Origin of the sequence: Chryseobacterium aahli (assembly GCF_022699665.1) — a bacterium.
Classification (GTDB): domain Bacteria; phylum Bacteroidota; class Bacteroidia; order Flavobacteriales; family Weeksellaceae; genus Chryseobacterium; species Chryseobacterium aahli.
Genome location: NZ_JALDNB010000007.1, coordinates 139,305 through 154,484 on the forward strand (window position 1 = coordinate 139,305; position 15,180 = coordinate 154,484).

At 35.9% G+C, this 15,180-nt stretch carries 12 protein-coding genes; 7 read left to right on the plus strand and 5 right to left on the minus strand.

The features are described 5' to 3' along the window. Nucleotides 1-7: 7 nt before the first annotated feature. From MQX03_RS12290 to rimP, 5 genes are all read right to left on the minus strand, one after another. Nucleotides 8-1,921, minus strand: coding sequence for a S8 family serine peptidase (locus MQX03_RS12290; RefSeq protein ID WP_242803438.1), 1,914 nt, complete (start codon nucleotides 1,919-1,921; stop codon nucleotides 8-10). A gap of 204 nt (nucleotides 1,922-2,125) precedes the next feature. Next, nucleotides 2,126-2,806: a hypothetical protein gene (locus MQX03_RS12295; protein WP_242803439.1), complete on the minus strand. Its 681-nt coding sequence runs from the start codon at nucleotides 2,804-2,806 to the stop codon at nucleotides 2,126-2,128. Between the two features lie 159 nt (nucleotides 2,807-2,965). Next, the gene (infB, locus tag MQX03_RS12300; protein WP_242803440.1) at nucleotides 2,966-5,953 is read right to left on the minus strand and encodes a translation initiation factor IF-2; all 2,988 of its coding nucleotides are present in this window, start codon (nucleotides 5,951-5,953) and stop codon (nucleotides 2,966-2,968) included. A gap of 74 nt (nucleotides 5,954-6,027) precedes the next feature. Continuing rightward, the gene (gene nusA, locus MQX03_RS12305; protein ID WP_129535170.1) at nucleotides 6,028-7,263 is read right to left on the minus strand and encodes a transcription termination factor NusA; all 1,236 of its coding nucleotides are present in this window, start codon (nucleotides 7,261-7,263) and stop codon (nucleotides 6,028-6,030) included. 19 nt (nucleotides 7,264-7,282) lie between these two features. Further along, complete coding sequence (gene rimP, locus MQX03_RS12310) at nucleotides 7,283-7,750, minus strand: ribosome assembly cofactor RimP (RefSeq protein ID WP_242803441.1); 468 nt, start codon at nucleotides 7,748-7,750, stop codon at nucleotides 7,283-7,285. A gap of 290 nt (nucleotides 7,751-8,040) precedes the next feature. On the opposite strand from rimP, the gene MQX03_RS12315 reads away from it, so the two are divergent. From MQX03_RS12315 to MQX03_RS12345, 7 genes are all read left to right on the plus strand, one after another. Next, entirely contained in the window at nucleotides 8,041-9,354 is a 1,314-nt protein-coding gene (locus tag MQX03_RS12315; RefSeq protein ID WP_242803442.1) for a UDP-glucose dehydrogenase family protein, read from the plus strand. 54 nt (nucleotides 9,355-9,408) lie between these two features. Further along, entirely contained in the window at nucleotides 9,409-10,488 is a 1,080-nt protein-coding gene (gene rfbB, locus MQX03_RS12320) for a dTDP-glucose 4,6-dehydratase (protein ID WP_242803443.1), read from the plus strand. A gap of 17 nt (nucleotides 10,489-10,505) precedes the next feature. After that, nucleotides 10,506-11,366, plus strand: coding sequence for a glucose-1-phosphate thymidylyltransferase RfbA (gene rfbA / locus MQX03_RS12325; RefSeq protein ID WP_129535174.1), 861 nt, complete (start codon nucleotides 10,506-10,508; stop codon nucleotides 11,364-11,366). A gap of 186 nt (nucleotides 11,367-11,552) precedes the next feature. Then, nucleotides 11,553-11,954, plus strand: a complete 402-nt coding sequence (locus tag MQX03_RS12330; RefSeq protein ID WP_129535175.1) for a sugar 3,4-ketoisomerase — start codon at nucleotides 11,553-11,555, stop codon at nucleotides 11,952-11,954. Further along, entirely contained in the window at nucleotides 11,951-12,412 is a 462-nt protein-coding gene (locus MQX03_RS12335; RefSeq protein WP_129535176.1) for an acyltransferase, read from the plus strand. The genes MQX03_RS12330 and MQX03_RS12335 overlap by 4 nt, the downstream gene beginning before the upstream one ends. Then, nucleotides 12,405-13,508 (plus strand): DegT/DnrJ/EryC1/StrS family aminotransferase, encoded by a 1,104-nt coding sequence (locus tag MQX03_RS12340; protein ID WP_242803444.1) that lies wholly within the window; start codon nucleotides 12,405-12,407, stop codon nucleotides 13,506-13,508. The genes MQX03_RS12335 and MQX03_RS12340 overlap by 8 nt, the downstream gene beginning before the upstream one ends. 96 nt (nucleotides 13,509-13,604) lie before the next feature. Beyond that, a complete protein-coding gene (locus tag MQX03_RS12345) occupies nucleotides 13,605-15,113 on the plus strand; it encodes a glycosyltransferase family protein (protein ID WP_242803445.1) in 1,509 nt (502 codons plus the stop codon). The last annotated feature ends 67 nt before the right edge of the window (nucleotides 15,114-15,180 follow it).

The following is a 15,180-nucleotide window of genomic DNA, read 5'->3' on the forward strand; positions in this document are numbered from 1 at the left end:
CACACTATTAAATTTTAATAAATTTAAAGCTTTGATTTCTATTCTTTTTATCAGAATAAATAAGCATATAATTACCTTTAACCAATTCTTTTACAGAAATTTTACCATTTTTTACGACTTCTTTTTTCAATAATTTACCAGAAACGTCCAAAACCACTATAGTTGCTTCTTGTCCATCGTTGTTCGTAAAATTGACCCAATCGTTGGCAGGATTCGGATATATTTCAACTTTACTTTCTTTTTCCACAATATCGTTTGTACTTAAAGTACCAATATTACCACCACTAGCAATTAGTGAAAAATTCTGTGGACCATTAGTTAAAGAACCCTTATGTGTCACTGAAATTGTATAGGTATCTGCCGCACCAGGTATATCCACCCTCTCAAAATTATCTGTGTTATTAGTAGAATTATTTGTTGCTGGGCTGGTGGTAGCTGTCATACCTTGTAATTTCCAAGGATAATAAACAGTTCCAGAAGAAGAAGTCACCTTGATATCCAAATCATTTACTAAGTATTTTGTTGATGGATCTATCTCAGAAGTATTCTCAATATCATATTTAGGATCTGTCCATGAAATAGATACTCTTAATGGTTGGGTACCATTTGTAGTTATTGATTTTGTGAATATAGCACCATTGGCGAGGCTATTTTCTTCAATAATAGTCCTTCCAGAGCTTAAGTTTTTGTCCCTTATCACTTTAGCAGCACTTTCAGCATTTATCAACCCCCATCCAAATGCATAATCTGGTCCAAGAGTACTTCCAGCTTCATCTGCTGTATGCATTACTAATCCTTTCACAGTTGCAGCTTTCATATAATTTGAATATAGCTGGTTATAGTATTGCTGTAATAAAAGTATCACACCAGTTACCCCCGGCGCTGCCATTGATGTTCCAGACTTAAAACCTGTACTAGTATCTGATGTAGACGTCGTTGAAAAAACATTAACGCCTTTCATTGAAATTTCCGGTTTGATTCTACCATCATCTGCTGGACCATAACTACTAAAGCTAGACATGATAACACTACCACTTCCAGTATAAACAGGTACCTCTTGAACAGCCGCAACAGTCAAGACATTTTTTCCTATAGCATCTCCAGAAATAATATCATAGCCTGATTTATTTGATGCCTGTGTTGAATATGGAGGAGTTATAATATTCCTGCTATTCCCAGCTGCAAAGACAGGGAGATAAAATGGATTATTGAAACATAATTCATCCACCAGTTTTGCATCAAGTGAGTAGGCACCCAAATACCACAACTGGCTATCCGTACTTAAATCTGGACCATATGAGTGATTAGAAACTAACATTCCGTTAGAAGCTTCACTTTGCATTTCACTTAAATCATTCGTCCAGTTATACGAAGTAAGCGAAGCATTAAATGCTACACCCCGTACTAACGAATTAACTCCTGTAGCTGCAATTGTACCTGCGACATGTGTGCCATGATCTGAAGTTGCACCGCCATCTACAACATTAACCTTTGAAAACAATCCTTGTAAAAATTCTTGATGTGAAGCACGTACAACACCCCCATCCCAAATTCCTGCTGTCATATTTTGACCTTGAATATTCAATCCTAAACTACCTCCATTATAAAGTCTATTTGCTCTAGCTGTAATTGATGCTCCTTCGTTATAGGTAGATACATAATAAAGATCGCCATTTGCCGATACATCCTTTAATTCTTTAATACCTGAAGTACCAAATTTTATGATTCTTTGAGTTTTAGGATTTTGATTTAAATAGTTTGTAACTCTAGCTAATCTTTCAGTTTCATACTTTTTCAATTCATCAAGGAGATTTACATTAGCAATATGATCTGATTGCGCGGCTATTTTTCTTCTCTCTTCAGCAGTTTGTGAAAAATATAATGCTGGTAACAGCATCATTAAAAAATATGTTTTTTTCATTTTAAATTAAATATATTGTTTCTATTAAAAATTGATTTTACACATAAAACAAGAATATCGTATTTTATTTATAAAATTATTGCAAAATTGTTAAAAAAAAACCACTTACACAAATGTTTAGAGTAAACTATATGATAAATAACAAAAAAATCTGTCTCAACGTATAATTGTGAGACAGATTTTTGTTAAACCATTGTCTTTTATTTAGTTGTTATTTATAAAAACAACTAGTTTTTTCAAATCCTCCTCCTTATCAAATTTAATTTTATTTTCTTTGAAGAAAGTACTTAATACATCTTTTTTATCAGGAAACTGTGCAATGACTTCTTTTTGGTTTCTTGGTTTTTTAATAAAGCCACCATCAGTTTTAATATAAAAAACAGGATCTAACAATTTAAATAGTGCAGGTTCATCACTAGAATAACTATTTGAAGCAGGTTTTGCATCAATGAATATAGTTTTCAACTTCGTATAAAGAGCAACTTTACCATTTACAATTTCATAGAAATATCCGCTTAGCTCATCATTTGTTTCAAGATTAACTAAAATTTGCTTGGGAGATTCTATTTCAATTCTAGAGAATTTAGAATCTTTAGGTAGAATCATTACTGTCCCATCTTTCTGAAATTCTATTTGATCAGCATAGCTGTTATATCTTGCAGCTATTTTTTCATAATTTTCTGCAATTTTTGCCTTTGAAAAATTCACATTAGCATATGGTGAGCCAGCAACCTCGCTATAAGTTAAAGATTTCCCAGTTTTTGCTGAGTTTACCATAGCTGAAAAAGCAGTTCCTTGAGAAAAATCAGCTCTAGACAGAATCACATTTTGTGCAAAAGCATAATTTGCAGCGGTCAATAAAATACTAAGGATTATATTTTTCATTTATTAAATTTTAAATAACAAAAGTACAAATAAAATTCATTTACGATAGGAATATTTATGATGATAGATAAAATAACTTTAATGTTTTATAAAACATTAAAATAAAAAACTGCCCGTATCAATAATGATACGGGCAGTTTTAATATATATAACTGAATATTATTTCAATTTCTTCTTCACAGCAACTTCTTCGTATACTTCAAGAATGTCGTACTGCTCGATGTCGTTGTAACCTTTAAGGTTTAATCCGCATTCGTAGCCTTTTGTAACTTCTCTTACATCGTCTTTGAAACGTTTTAAACTTTCAAGTTCACCGTCGAATTTCACAATACCGTCTCTTAGTAATCTTACTTTCGACTGTCTTGTTACTTTTCCGGTAAGAACCATACAACCTGCAATAGTACCGATCTTAGAAATTTTGAATACTTCTCTAATTTCAACATTACCGATTACCTGCTCCTGAATCTCCGGAGAAAGCATTCCCTCCATCGCTTCTTTTACCTCATCGATTGCTTTATAGATAATAGAATATGTTCTGATCTCGATTTCTTCACGATCTGCCAATTCTTTTGCGTTGGCACCGGCTCTTACGTTGAATCCGATGATAATTGCATCTGAAGCTGCAGCTAGGTTGATATCAGATTCAGTGATCTGTCCTACACCTGAGTGAAGAATATTGACACTAATCTCCTCTGTTGATAATCTCTGTAACTGATCAGAAAGTGCCTCCACTGAACCATCCACGTCACCTTTCAGGATAATATTCAATTCTTTGAATTCTCCTAGAGCAATACGTCTACCTAATTCTTCAAGTGTCGTATGTTTCTTGGTTCTGATAGAAAGTTCTCTTTGTAACTGCTCTCTCTTGTTAGCGATAGTTTTACCTTCACTTTCGTCAGCATATACTCTGAATTTATCACCTGCTGTTGGCGCTCCGTCAAGACCTAAGATCGTTGCCGGAATAGATGGACCTGCTTCTTCAAGGTTTTTCCCTCTTTCGTCAAGCAAAGCTTTTACTTTACCGTGGTTTTTACCTGCTACTACATAATCTCCAACTTTTAAAGTTCCGGTCTGTACCAACATTGTTGCTACATATCCTCTACCTTTATCTAAAGAAGCTTCAATCACAACTCCTTGTGCGGCACGATTAGGATTAGCTTTCAACTCAAGCATTTCTGCCTGAAGCAATACTTTCTCTAAAAGGACATCCATATTGTTACCCATTTTAGCAGAAATTTCCTGTGCCTGAACATTTCCACCCCACTCTTCTACCAAGATGTTCATTCCTGAAAGCTGTTGACGGATGTTGTCTGGGTTTGCATTCGGCTTATCTACCTTGTTGATTGCAATAATCATTGGTACACCTGCAGCCTGTGCGTGAGAGATTGCTTCTTTCGTTTGAGGCATTACATCATCATCGGCAGCGATTACGATAATTGCAATATCTGTAACCTGTGCACCTCTCGCTCTCATCGCGGTAAAGGCTTCGTGACCCGGTGTATCTAAGAATGTAATTCTCTGACCGTTTTCCAGTTTCACATTGTATGCACCGATGTGCTGAGTAATTCCTCCAGATTCACCTGCGATAACGTTGGTTTTTCTTACGTAATCCAATAATGAGGTTTTACCGTGGTCAACGTGACCCATTACCGTTACAATTGGAGCTCTTGAAACTAGGCTTTCTTCTGTATCGATATCTTCTTCAGAATCTGCTTCTTCAAGATCAGCATCTGAGAATTCAATTTTAAATCCGAATTCGTCAGCTACCAATAGTAAAGTATCAGCTTCTAATCTTTGGTTCATGGTAACCATTACTCCAAGAGAGAAACAAGCAGAAATTACTTCAGTTGCACTTACATCCATCAAACTTGCCAATTCTCCGACCGTGATAAATTCTGTAACTTTTAGTGATGTATCTCTTGCATCGGCTTCCTGCTGACGCTCATTCTCCTCTCTACGGTAAGATCTTTTATCTTTTCTGTGTTTAGCAGATTTAGATTTACCACCTTTATTGGTTAGTTTCTCAAGAGTTTCCTTGATTTGGTTTTTAACTTGCTCGTCGGTTAATTCGACAGGCATTGTTCTCTGACCAGGTCTGTTGTTGTTTCCAAAACGGTTTCCGCCACCTTGTCCTGCAGGACGGTTTTGTCCACCTTGTCCCGGAGGTCTGTTTCCACCCGGACCACCTGGACGGTTTTGACCGCCTTGTCCCGGAGGTCTGTTCCCTTGAGGACCACCTTGTCCCGGAGGACGGTTTCCACCTGGGCCGTTCTGACCTTGAGGACGGTTTTGTCCACCCTGATTATTTCCACCTTGTTGGTTGTTCCCAGTATTCTGGTTCGAACCGCCCGGTTTTTCAATTCTTTTTCTTTTCTTCTTGGCTGCATTTGGCTTAGGCGCAAACTGCGTTAAGTCAATCTTCTCACCAACAATTTTTGGCCCATCCAATTTTTGATAAACCGTTTCAATCTTCTGAGATTCCTGAGGCTCTTCTACTGCAGGAGCTGGTTTTTTCTCTTCCACTTTCTCAATTGGTTTTTCAACCGGTTTAGGTGTTTCTTTTACAGGTTCAGCAGCTTTTGGCTGTGCTTTCACCTCTTCCACTTTAGGTTTATCTTTTTTGGCAGGTCTGTTTCTATTTCCCTCAATCTGAGACAAATCAATTTTGTCCAACACTTTAAACTCCTGCTTTTCAGGTGTTGGTTTAGTTTCAGAAACCGCTTTTGGTTCTTCCTTTACTGGCTCTTTCACTTCTTCCACAACCTCTTTCTTCTCCTCAACAGGAGCTGGTGCAGGTGCAGGAGTAGGAGTTACTTCCACAGCTTCAGGTTTTTTAGGCTCTAAATCAATTTTACCTAAAATTCTGGTTTCTGGTTTATTAGCTTTAGCTCTTATTACTTCAGGGGTTTTGTATTCTTCGATTTCCAGTTTTTCTTCCGGAACTTTAGAAATAACCACCTCATGGGAAGCTTTACGCTGCTCGCCGTCTTTGGCAAACTCAGCTTCCAATGCAGAATATGCCGCCTCATCTAATTGAGCGTTAGGATTGCTTTCAACTACGATATCTTTAGACTGTAAAAATTCTACCATTCTCGACATCGATATATTGAATTCCTTAACCGCTTTATTTAATCTTATTTTTGGCATCTATATTATTTACTGTTTTTTTTAATTCTTAAAATTAAAGTATTCTTTTACTGCTATTAAAATTAATTCAAATTTTAATCTTCAAATTCTGCTTTCAAGATATTTTTAACGTCATTGATTGTTTCCTCTTCCAAGTCAACCATCTTCAATAGACTTTCTGTATCTTTATCCAAAACCGATTTTGCAGTCGTAAGACCTACTTTCTTAAACTCATCCAAAATCCACTGCTCGATATCGTCATTGAATTCTCTCAAATCAACGTCATCATCTTCGCTAGCTTCTCTGTACACGTCAATTTCGTAACCTGTCAACCATGAAGCCAATCTGATGTTTTGACCTTGCTTACCGATAACTTTAGAAATCTCTTCAACAGGAGTATAAACCATTGCGTAGTTTGTCTCTTCGTTGATGTCAATTTTATTGATGGTAACATTACCCAAAGCTCTCTTCACCAATATTTCAGGGTTGTTTGACCACTGAATTACATCTATATTTTCGTTTCTTAATTCTCTTACCACCCCGTGGATTCTTGATCCTTTTACTCCGACACAAGCTCCTACAGGATCTATTCTGTCATCGTATGCATCAACAGCGATTTTCGCTTTCTCTCCCGGTATTCTTACTGCTTTTTTAAGGATAATAGTTCCGTCCTGAATTTCAGGAATTTCTAATTCCAATAATTTTTCCAAGAATTTCGGAGCTGTTCTTGAAATGATAATTTGAGGTTTAGATCCTTTAAAATCAACAGATTCTACAATAGCTCTGATATTTTCACCTTTCTTGAAAAAGTCTGATGAAATTTGATTTTCTTTTGGTAAAATAAATTCGTTTTCTTCATCATCCAACAAAATTACGTGTTTGTGACGAATGTGGTGAATTTCTCCCGTTACAATTTCCCCTATTTTATCTTTAAACTGCTCATAAAGCATTGCATTGTTATGCTCCTGCAATTTCGTAGCCAAGATTTGCTTTAAGGTAAGAACATTTCTTCTTCCCAATTGAGCCACCGGAATTTCCATTGTAAAATCTTCACCTACTTCAAAAGTCGGGTCGATTTTCTTCGCTTCAGTGATTTCGATTTCTAAATCATCATCTTCAGACATTTCGTCTTCAACGATTGTTTTGTTCAAGAAAATCTGAAAGTCACCTTTGTCAGGGTTTACAATGACATCAAAATGATCATCAGAATCAAATCTTTTTCTCAAAAGAGTTTTCAGAGAATCTTCAATAATTGCCATCAGATCGATCTTACTGATCCCCTTTTCGTCTTTAAAATCACCAAAGGATTCAATCAACGCTATATTATCCATTTATCTTTTTTTCTTTAAATTAAAATTTAACTACTACCAACGCTTTTTTGATCTCAGAGTACAAAATTTCTTTTTCCTCTTCCACATCTACTTTACCTTTACCGATATCTTTCGGTTTTCGGTAACGAAGAATCAGTGTGATTTTTTCGTCGTCTACTTTAGCCAGCTCACCTTCTATTGTTGTAGAATCTGCCAGCATTACTTCGATTTCTCTTCCTAAGTTTTTGTTAAACTGTCTCGGCGTTGCCAAAGGCTCGCTCAACCCTGCTGACATTACCTGAAGGCTGAAATCATGCTCATCACGATCTGCATTAAACTCTATGGCGCGGCTTGCATCAAGACAATCTTGTAAAGTCACCCCATTATCACCGTCTAAAATCACAGTGACATCATCTGCTGCAGAAATCTTTAAATCAATAAGAAATAAATCCTCTCTAGTCTCAAGGAAAGTATTTAATAATGTTTCAATATTTTTTCTAAACTCCATATCTATATAATCATGGTCTATCTGTACGAAAAAAGGCTTTCTTGCGAAGCCTTCCCATTTTTCCCGTAAATCTTATGCAAATATAATACATTTTTATAAAATAAACAAATACTGTTCATAATCAATTAAATAAGAATTTAAAATTCAAGCAATTAAAAAATTAAATTTGATATAAAAACAGGTGTATTATTTACGAATTTGTCAATCATCAGCGATAACTTATTACCTAAATTAAAAGACCATGAAAGTATTTTTAGTATTTTTGTCGAGAATTTTTAAAAACATATATTTTGAATATAACGATAGTAGGAACAGGCTATGTAGGATTGGTGACAGGAACCACCCTTGCAGAACTTGGAAATTCTGTATACTGTGTTGATATCGATGAAAAGAAAGTAACGGACATGAAAAACGGGATTGTGCCTATCTATGAGCCGAATCTTGAAGAAATGTTCCTCAGAAACATACAGGCGGAAAGACTTTTTTTTACAACCAATTTAAAAGAAGCTTTAGATAAAAGTGAAGTTATTTACCTTGCATTACCGACGCCTCCGGGCGAAGACGGTTCTGCGGATCTATCTTACGTATTGAAAGTTGCCAATGATATTGGCGAAATGATGACCGAATACAAGGTTGTAGTTAATAAAAGCACTGTACCTGTAGGAACAGCAGACCGAGTATCTGAAGTTATTGCTTCAAAAACTCAAATCCCTTTCGACGTAGTTTCAAATCCTGAATTTCTGCGTGAAGGCTTTGCTGTGGAAGATTCTATGAATCCTGCGAGAGTGGTTGTAGGATCTAGTTCAGAGAAAGCGAAAGACATTATGGCTCAAATCTACCAGCCATTTACCAATACCGGAATTCCTATTATATTTATGGATGAGAAATCATCTGAATTGACGAAATATGCTTCCAACTCATTTTTAGCGGTTAAAATTACTTTTATGAACGAAATTGCCAACTATTGCGAAAAAGTAGGCGCTGACGTTGATAAAGTAAGACTTGGGATGGGAAGCGATGACAGAATCGGGAACAGATTTTTATTTCCGGGAATCGGATATGGCGGAAGCTGTTTTCCGAAAGATGTGAAAGCATTAATCAGATCGGGAAAAGATGAAGATTTTAATTTCCAGATTTTAGAAGCAACTGAAAACGTCAATATTTCTCAAAAAGTAATCCTAGTTTCAGAAATTGAAAAATATTTTAACGGAAACCTTCAAGGAAAAACAATTGCAGTTTGGGGGCTTGCCTTCAAAGCAAACACAGATGACATCAGAGAAGCCTCTTCTTTAGATAATATTGATTTATTATTAAAGAAAGGAGCGAAAGTTGTAGCTTACGATACCATTGCTGAGAAAAATGTTCAGAAAATTCTTGGTGACAAAATACAGTATGCAAAAAGCATGTACGAAGCTTTGGAAAATGCAGATGCTTTATTTATTGCCACGGAATGGCCGGAATTTAAAAATCCAAACTTTAAACTGATGGCTGAGAAAATGAACAATAAGGTTATTTTTGACGGAAGAAATATGTACCCGCTAGAAACACCTGAGCAGAATGGGTTTTTCTATAAATCGATCGGGAGAAAAACGATTGGTAAGTAGTCTTAAGCAAAAATACAATTTCATCAAAGTCATTAAGTTGGCAAAATATACACAATGAAAAACATCATCATCACAGGCGGAGCAGGATTTATAGGCTCGCACGTTGTAAGAGAGTTCGTTAAAAATAATCCTAATTCAACAATCATCAATCTTGATGCTTTAACGTACGCCGGAAATCTTGAAAATTTAAAAGATATTGAAAACGAACCTAATTATGTTTTCGAAAAAGCAGATATTACAAAACCCGAAGAATTAAGAAAGGTTTTTGAAAAATACAATCCAGACGCCATAGTTCACTTAGCAGCAGAAAGCCATGTTGACAGAAGCATTACAGACCCTAATGCTTTCATCAACACGAATGTAAACGGAACTGCAAATCTTTTGAATCTCTGCATCGAATTCTGGACATTAAACCCGGATCACACCCATGGAAGATTTCCAAATGAGCCGAGACAAAACTTATTTTACCATGTTTCGACAGATGAAGTTTACGGAAGTTTAGGCGAAACAGGATTTTTCCTTGAAACAACTCCTTACGATCCGCAATCTCCGTATTCTGCAAGTAAAGCAGCTTCTGACCACTTGGTAAGAGCTTACGGAAATACGTATGGAATGCCGTTTATTTTATCAAATTGCTCCAACAATTACGGCCCGAATCACTTCCCTGAGAAATTGATCCCGCTTTGTATTTCTAACATTATCAATGAAAAACCATTGCCAATTTATGGTGACGGAAAATATACAAGAGATTGGTTATTTGTCATCGATCACGCAAAAGCGATTCACCAAATTTTCAACGAATCTAAAACCGGAGAAACCTATAATATTGGAGGCTTCAATGAGTGGCAGAATATTGATTTGGTGAAAGAATTAATCAAGCAGATGGATGAAAAGCTTGGTAATCCAGCAGGTCATTCAGAAAAATTAATCACTTATGTTAAAGACAGACCAGGTCATGATAAGCGTTACGCAATTGATGCTACAAAACTCAATAAAGATCTTGGCTGGAAACCTTCTGTAACTTTTGAACAAGGTTTAGGAAAAACAATTGATTGGTTTCTGGAGAATAAAGAATGGCTTGAGAATGTGACGAGTGGAGATTACCAGAAATATTACAACGAACAGTATAATTAATACTAATCACAAAACAAATGAAAGGAATAATATTAGCCGGAGGATCCGGAACAAGACTCTACCCTCTTACAATCGCAGTAAGCAAGCAGCTCATGCCAGTTTACGACAAACCGATGATCTACTATCCGCTGTCTACATTACTTTTAGCTGGAATTAAAGATATTTTGATCATCACCACACCACACGATCAGGCTGGTTTTATCAAGCTTTTGGGTGACGGTTCTCAAATTGGGTGCAACATCGAATATATAGTTCAACCGAGCCCGGATGGTCTTGCGCAAGCGTTCATTTTAGGTGACCAATTTATCGGAGATGATTCTGCAGCTTTAGTTTTAGGAGACAATATTTTCTATGGCTCTGAGATGGGCACTTTGTTAAAAAACAAAACCAATCCTGACGGAGGTGTTGTCTTCGCTTATCACGTTGCAGATCCTGAAAGATATGGTGTTGTAGAATTTGACAAAAACTTAAAGGCCGTTTCTATTGAAGAAAAACCTACTCATCCAAAATCAAATTACGCTGTTCCCGGACTGTATTTTTACGATAATGAAGTGGTAGAAATCGCTAAAAACATACAACCTTCCCCAAGAGGCGAACTGGAAATCACCGACATCAACAATGTCTATTTACAGAAAGGCAAATTGGAAGTTGGAGTTCTTGACAGAGGAACTGCTTGGTTAGACACAGGAACTTTTGATTCTCTAAACGACGCTTCAGAATTTGTAAGGGTCATTGAAAAAAGACAAGATTTCAAAATAGGATGCATCGAAGAGATTGCTTTCAGAAACGGATTCATCAATGAAGAAAAACTGCTTGAAACTGCTCTAAAATATGGAAAAAGCGGGTACGGTGAATATTTGAAAAAACTTGTTCTTTAAATTTAATTTATATATTTGCTAACTTGTAGTTTTGATTGATAATATTCATTGTAAAGAATTTTGTAATTGATTACCTTCAGAATTGCAGCTATTTAAATTCGCAGCATATCAGCTATAATAAAATTTCAATCAAGATTTTAGCATTTTTATTTAGCGTATTCTGTTTTGGATGTTAAATAAAAGTTAATGAACAAACCCACCTATTTCAATTTAGATAAAATCGGAAGCTCTTCTTTAGGATTCATCACTGTTGCCGAGAGCCTTAAGAATGTTCCTTTCGAAGTGAAGCGTGTATATTGGACGTATTACACACCACAAGATGTTATACGAGGAGGCCATGCACACAAAAATCTGGAACAATTGATCTTTGCTGTAGCAGGAACTATTCGTTTCAATACAGAAGATCAGGATGGAAATAAAGAAGAATTTATTTTAGATTCCCCATCGGTAGGTCTTTACCTTCCGAAATTAATCTGGAGAGATATCAAATTTTCTCACAATGCAGTACTCCTATGTCTTGCTTCTGAGCTTTACGATGAAAATGATTATTTCAGAGATTTTCAAGATTATAAAAATTTCAAACCATGATTCATCCCTTAGCTGATATTCAATCAAAAAACATTGGCGAAGGAACATCCATCTGGCAGTTTTGCGTTATTTTAAAAAATGCAAAAATTGGCAGAAACTGTAACATTAACTGCCATGTACTTATTGAAAACGAAGCCATTATAGGCGACAACGTTACCATTAAGCCAGGAGTTCAGATATGGGACGGTGTTACTCTTGAGAACAATGTTTTCATTGGCCCGAACGTTACGTTCACCAACGACTTATTTCCAAAATCTAAAAACATCCACTTTGTTTTAAAAAATACTCTGGTAAAAAAAGGAGCATCAATTGGCGCAAATGCTACTCTTCTAGCGGGTATAACTATTGGTGAGAACTCACTCATAGGCGCCGGAAGTGTGGTCACTAAAGATGTTCCGGATAATGAAATATGGGTAGGAAATCCTGCCAAATTTTTAAAGAAAAATAACCATGATTAAATTTCTAGATCTTCAAAAAATCAATTTGCAGTACCAGCAGGAAATTGAAGAGCAACTGCTTGATGTTTTCCGATCAGGTTGGTATCTATTAGGCGAAAAAGTAAAAACATTTGAAGAAAATCTGTCAAAATATATCGGTAGCACTCATGCCATAGGTGTTGCTAACGGCTTAGATGCGTTACGCCTTATCCTTCGTGCATATATTGAAATGGGAACCATGTCGCCTGGCGACGAAGTGATTGTTCCTTCAAACACCTACATTGCTTCCATTCTCGCTATTTCAGATAACGGATTAATTCCTGTAATGGTAGAGCCTGAATTTGAAACATATAATATTGACATTTCAAAAATTGAAGAAAAAATCACTGCTAAAACCAAGGCGGTGATGATTGTGCATTTGCAGGGAAGAATTATATTTTCAGAAAAGCTAACTGATCTTGCAAAAAAACACAGTTTAAAAATTGTTGAGGATAATGCACAAGCCATAGGTGCAGAATTTAAAGGCAGAAAGTCAGGAAACTTGGGAGACGCAGCTGGATTTAGTTTTTATCCCGGTAAAAATCTTGGTGCCCTGGGTGATGCCGGTGCTGTAACAACGAACGATGCTGAGCTTGCTCAAACGATAAGAACATTGGCCAACTACGGATCCGGACAAAAATATGTCAACATCTACAAAGGACTTAACTCAAGATTAGACGAAATTCAGGCCGCTGTTTTAGATGTAAAATTAAAATACATCGATCAAGAAAATACGAGAAGACGAGAAATCGCAAAGAAATACAATACAGAAATAAATAACCCTCTGATTATTCTGCCTGAACATCCTGAAAATGAACAGGAACACGTGTGGCACGTATATGTCATCCGAACATCAAAAAGAGATTCACTTCAACAGTATCTTAATGAAAACGGTATACAAACCATTATTCATTATCCTATTCCCCCACACCATCAAGAGGCTTATAAAGAGTTTTCAAATCTTTCTTTTCCTATTTCAGAAAAGATTCACAACGAGGTATTAAGCTTGCCCATAAGCCCTGTCATGGAAATAGAGGAAGTTGAAAAAATTATTCAATGTATCAATCAATTTCAGTAAGAAAGTCTAAATACATACTTCTCCAAGCAACACAGTCTGCTCTCTTTACATTTGATTAGCAGTCTGATGATAATCATTTAATTATTAAAACTAAATATGATCAAGTTTAATAAAGATTATTTCGAATCGCGGGTTCGCATCGCAGAAAGACTTTTTGAAGAGAATCTTTACGAAGATTGTATCAATTACATGGAAAAAACTGCATTTTTTGGATGGCATAATTTTTCAGGTTATTATAAAAGTGAGAAACTGGAAATTCTTCTCTCAAAAATTCAAGAAAAAGTATTACCAGAAATCAGTATTAAAAAAAGCGAAAAAAAAAGCAATACAATACTCCACATCGCATCCGAATTATACACAGAGGGTGGTCATTCTAAACTTCTCTACACCTGGATTAAAAATGATCAGTCAAAAAAGCACAGCATTCTCTGTACAAGACAATCTGTGAAAGAAATTGAAGATGTAACTGCATATTATCTCAAAAATTCATCAGACTTAGATCATCTCAGCGTACATGCATCGTCTAAAATAGAATCTGCAAAACTTTTGCAAAACGAGGTTCAAAAAGATTATGACATCATCATGCTCCATGTTCATCCGGATGAGACCATACCAAGTATTGTTTTTTCTCAGAAATCAATAGCGACACCCGTTTGCCTGGTCAATCATGCAGACCATACCTTTTGGCTGGGTACATCTATTGCAGATCTTGTATTGCAGATCAGGGAATCGAATATTGTACTAGACTCCCAAAGACGCGGAATACCGGTAGAACGACAAGTTTTTCTTCCAATTCCTATAGAAAATCTGCTGACCGAAAATAATGATGCTACAAAAAAGAACGACCAGATTTTGCAGCTTTTAAGCACCGGCACACCTTATAAATACAACCCCAATTCCTCCTATAACTTCCTGAAAGAAGCCTACAGAATTGTTGAAGAAAATCCGAACGTTATTTTTAATGTTGTAGGAATAGATCAAGAGTCAGATTATGGTAAAGAATACCGACATGAAAGACTTGTGTTGCACGGAATTATCCCTGCACAAGCATTAGCAGAAATAGAAAAAAATACAGCTATTTATGTAGAAGGCTTTCCTATGGCATCCTTCACAGCGCTTTTGCAAGCAGCTCTGCAGAACATTCCATTTGCACTCCATTACAATCCGCTGCCTTTGTTCAAACTGTTTAGTGACCGTATTGATGATGGAATTGTATATCCTGACAATTTAGAAGAATGGCATCAGAATGTGAAAAATCTGATTAGAGATCAACAATACAGAAATAATATCGGTAAAAGACAGCATCAGTATATTCTCAACAATTTTAGCATTAAAGTATGGAAGTCTCGAGTGAAAGAAATTTACCTTCTCACAGAAAAAGTCAACCATTCTTTTCACCCACCCTCAAAAGACACCTATTATGACGGGGATAATGAAAAACTACTTGCTGCTTTAGACAACCGTACATTGCCTCATTTCAGTTTTACACAAAAGCTTTCTTTAGGCGGAAAATATTTTGTTTACCAGATGTCAAAACATAAAAACCCTTATGCACTTTATCTGAACCCAACTAAAGTATTTAAATATTTTATTTTTAAAAAATAGATTCAGACAGTTATTTGTTAATAAAGTAACTATCCCATTCCAAAACATTATTTTCTGAAATCTCATA

Coding starts and splice junctions, on each gene's coding strand:
- MQX03_RS12345 (WP_242803445.1), top strand. CDS start 13,605: ATGATCAAGTTTAATAAAGATTATTTCGAATCGCGGGTTCGCATCGCA.
- MQX03_RS12330 (WP_129535175.1), top strand. CDS start 11,553: ATGAACAAACCCACCTATTTCAATTTAGATAAAATCGGAAGCTCTTCT.
- rimP (WP_242803441.1), bottom strand. CDS start 7,750: ATGGAGTTTAGAAAAAATATTGAAACATTATTAAATACTTTCCTTGAG.
- rfbA (WP_129535174.1), top strand. CDS start 10,506: ATGAAAGGAATAATATTAGCCGGAGGATCCGGAACAAGACTCTACCCT.
- infB (WP_242803440.1), bottom strand. CDS start 5,953: ATGCCAAAAATAAGATTAAATAAAGCGGTTAAGGAATTCAATATATCG.
- nusA (WP_129535170.1), bottom strand. CDS start 7,263: ATGGATAATATAGCGTTGATTGAATCCTTTGGTGATTTTAAAGACGAA.
- MQX03_RS12295 (WP_242803439.1), bottom strand. CDS start 2,806: ATGAAAAATATAATCCTTAGTATTTTATTGACCGCTGCAAATTATGCT.
- rfbB (WP_242803443.1), top strand. CDS start 9,409: ATGAAAAACATCATCATCACAGGCGGAGCAGGATTTATAGGCTCGCAC.
- MQX03_RS12340 (WP_242803444.1), top strand. CDS start 12,405: ATGATTAAATTTCTAGATCTTCAAAAAATCAATTTGCAGTACCAGCAG.
- MQX03_RS12290 (WP_242803438.1), bottom strand. CDS start 1,921: ATGAAAAAAACATATTTTTTAATGATGCTGTTACCAGCATTATATTTT.
- MQX03_RS12335 (WP_129535176.1), top strand. CDS start 11,951: ATGATTCATCCCTTAGCTGATATTCAATCAAAAAACATTGGCGAAGGA.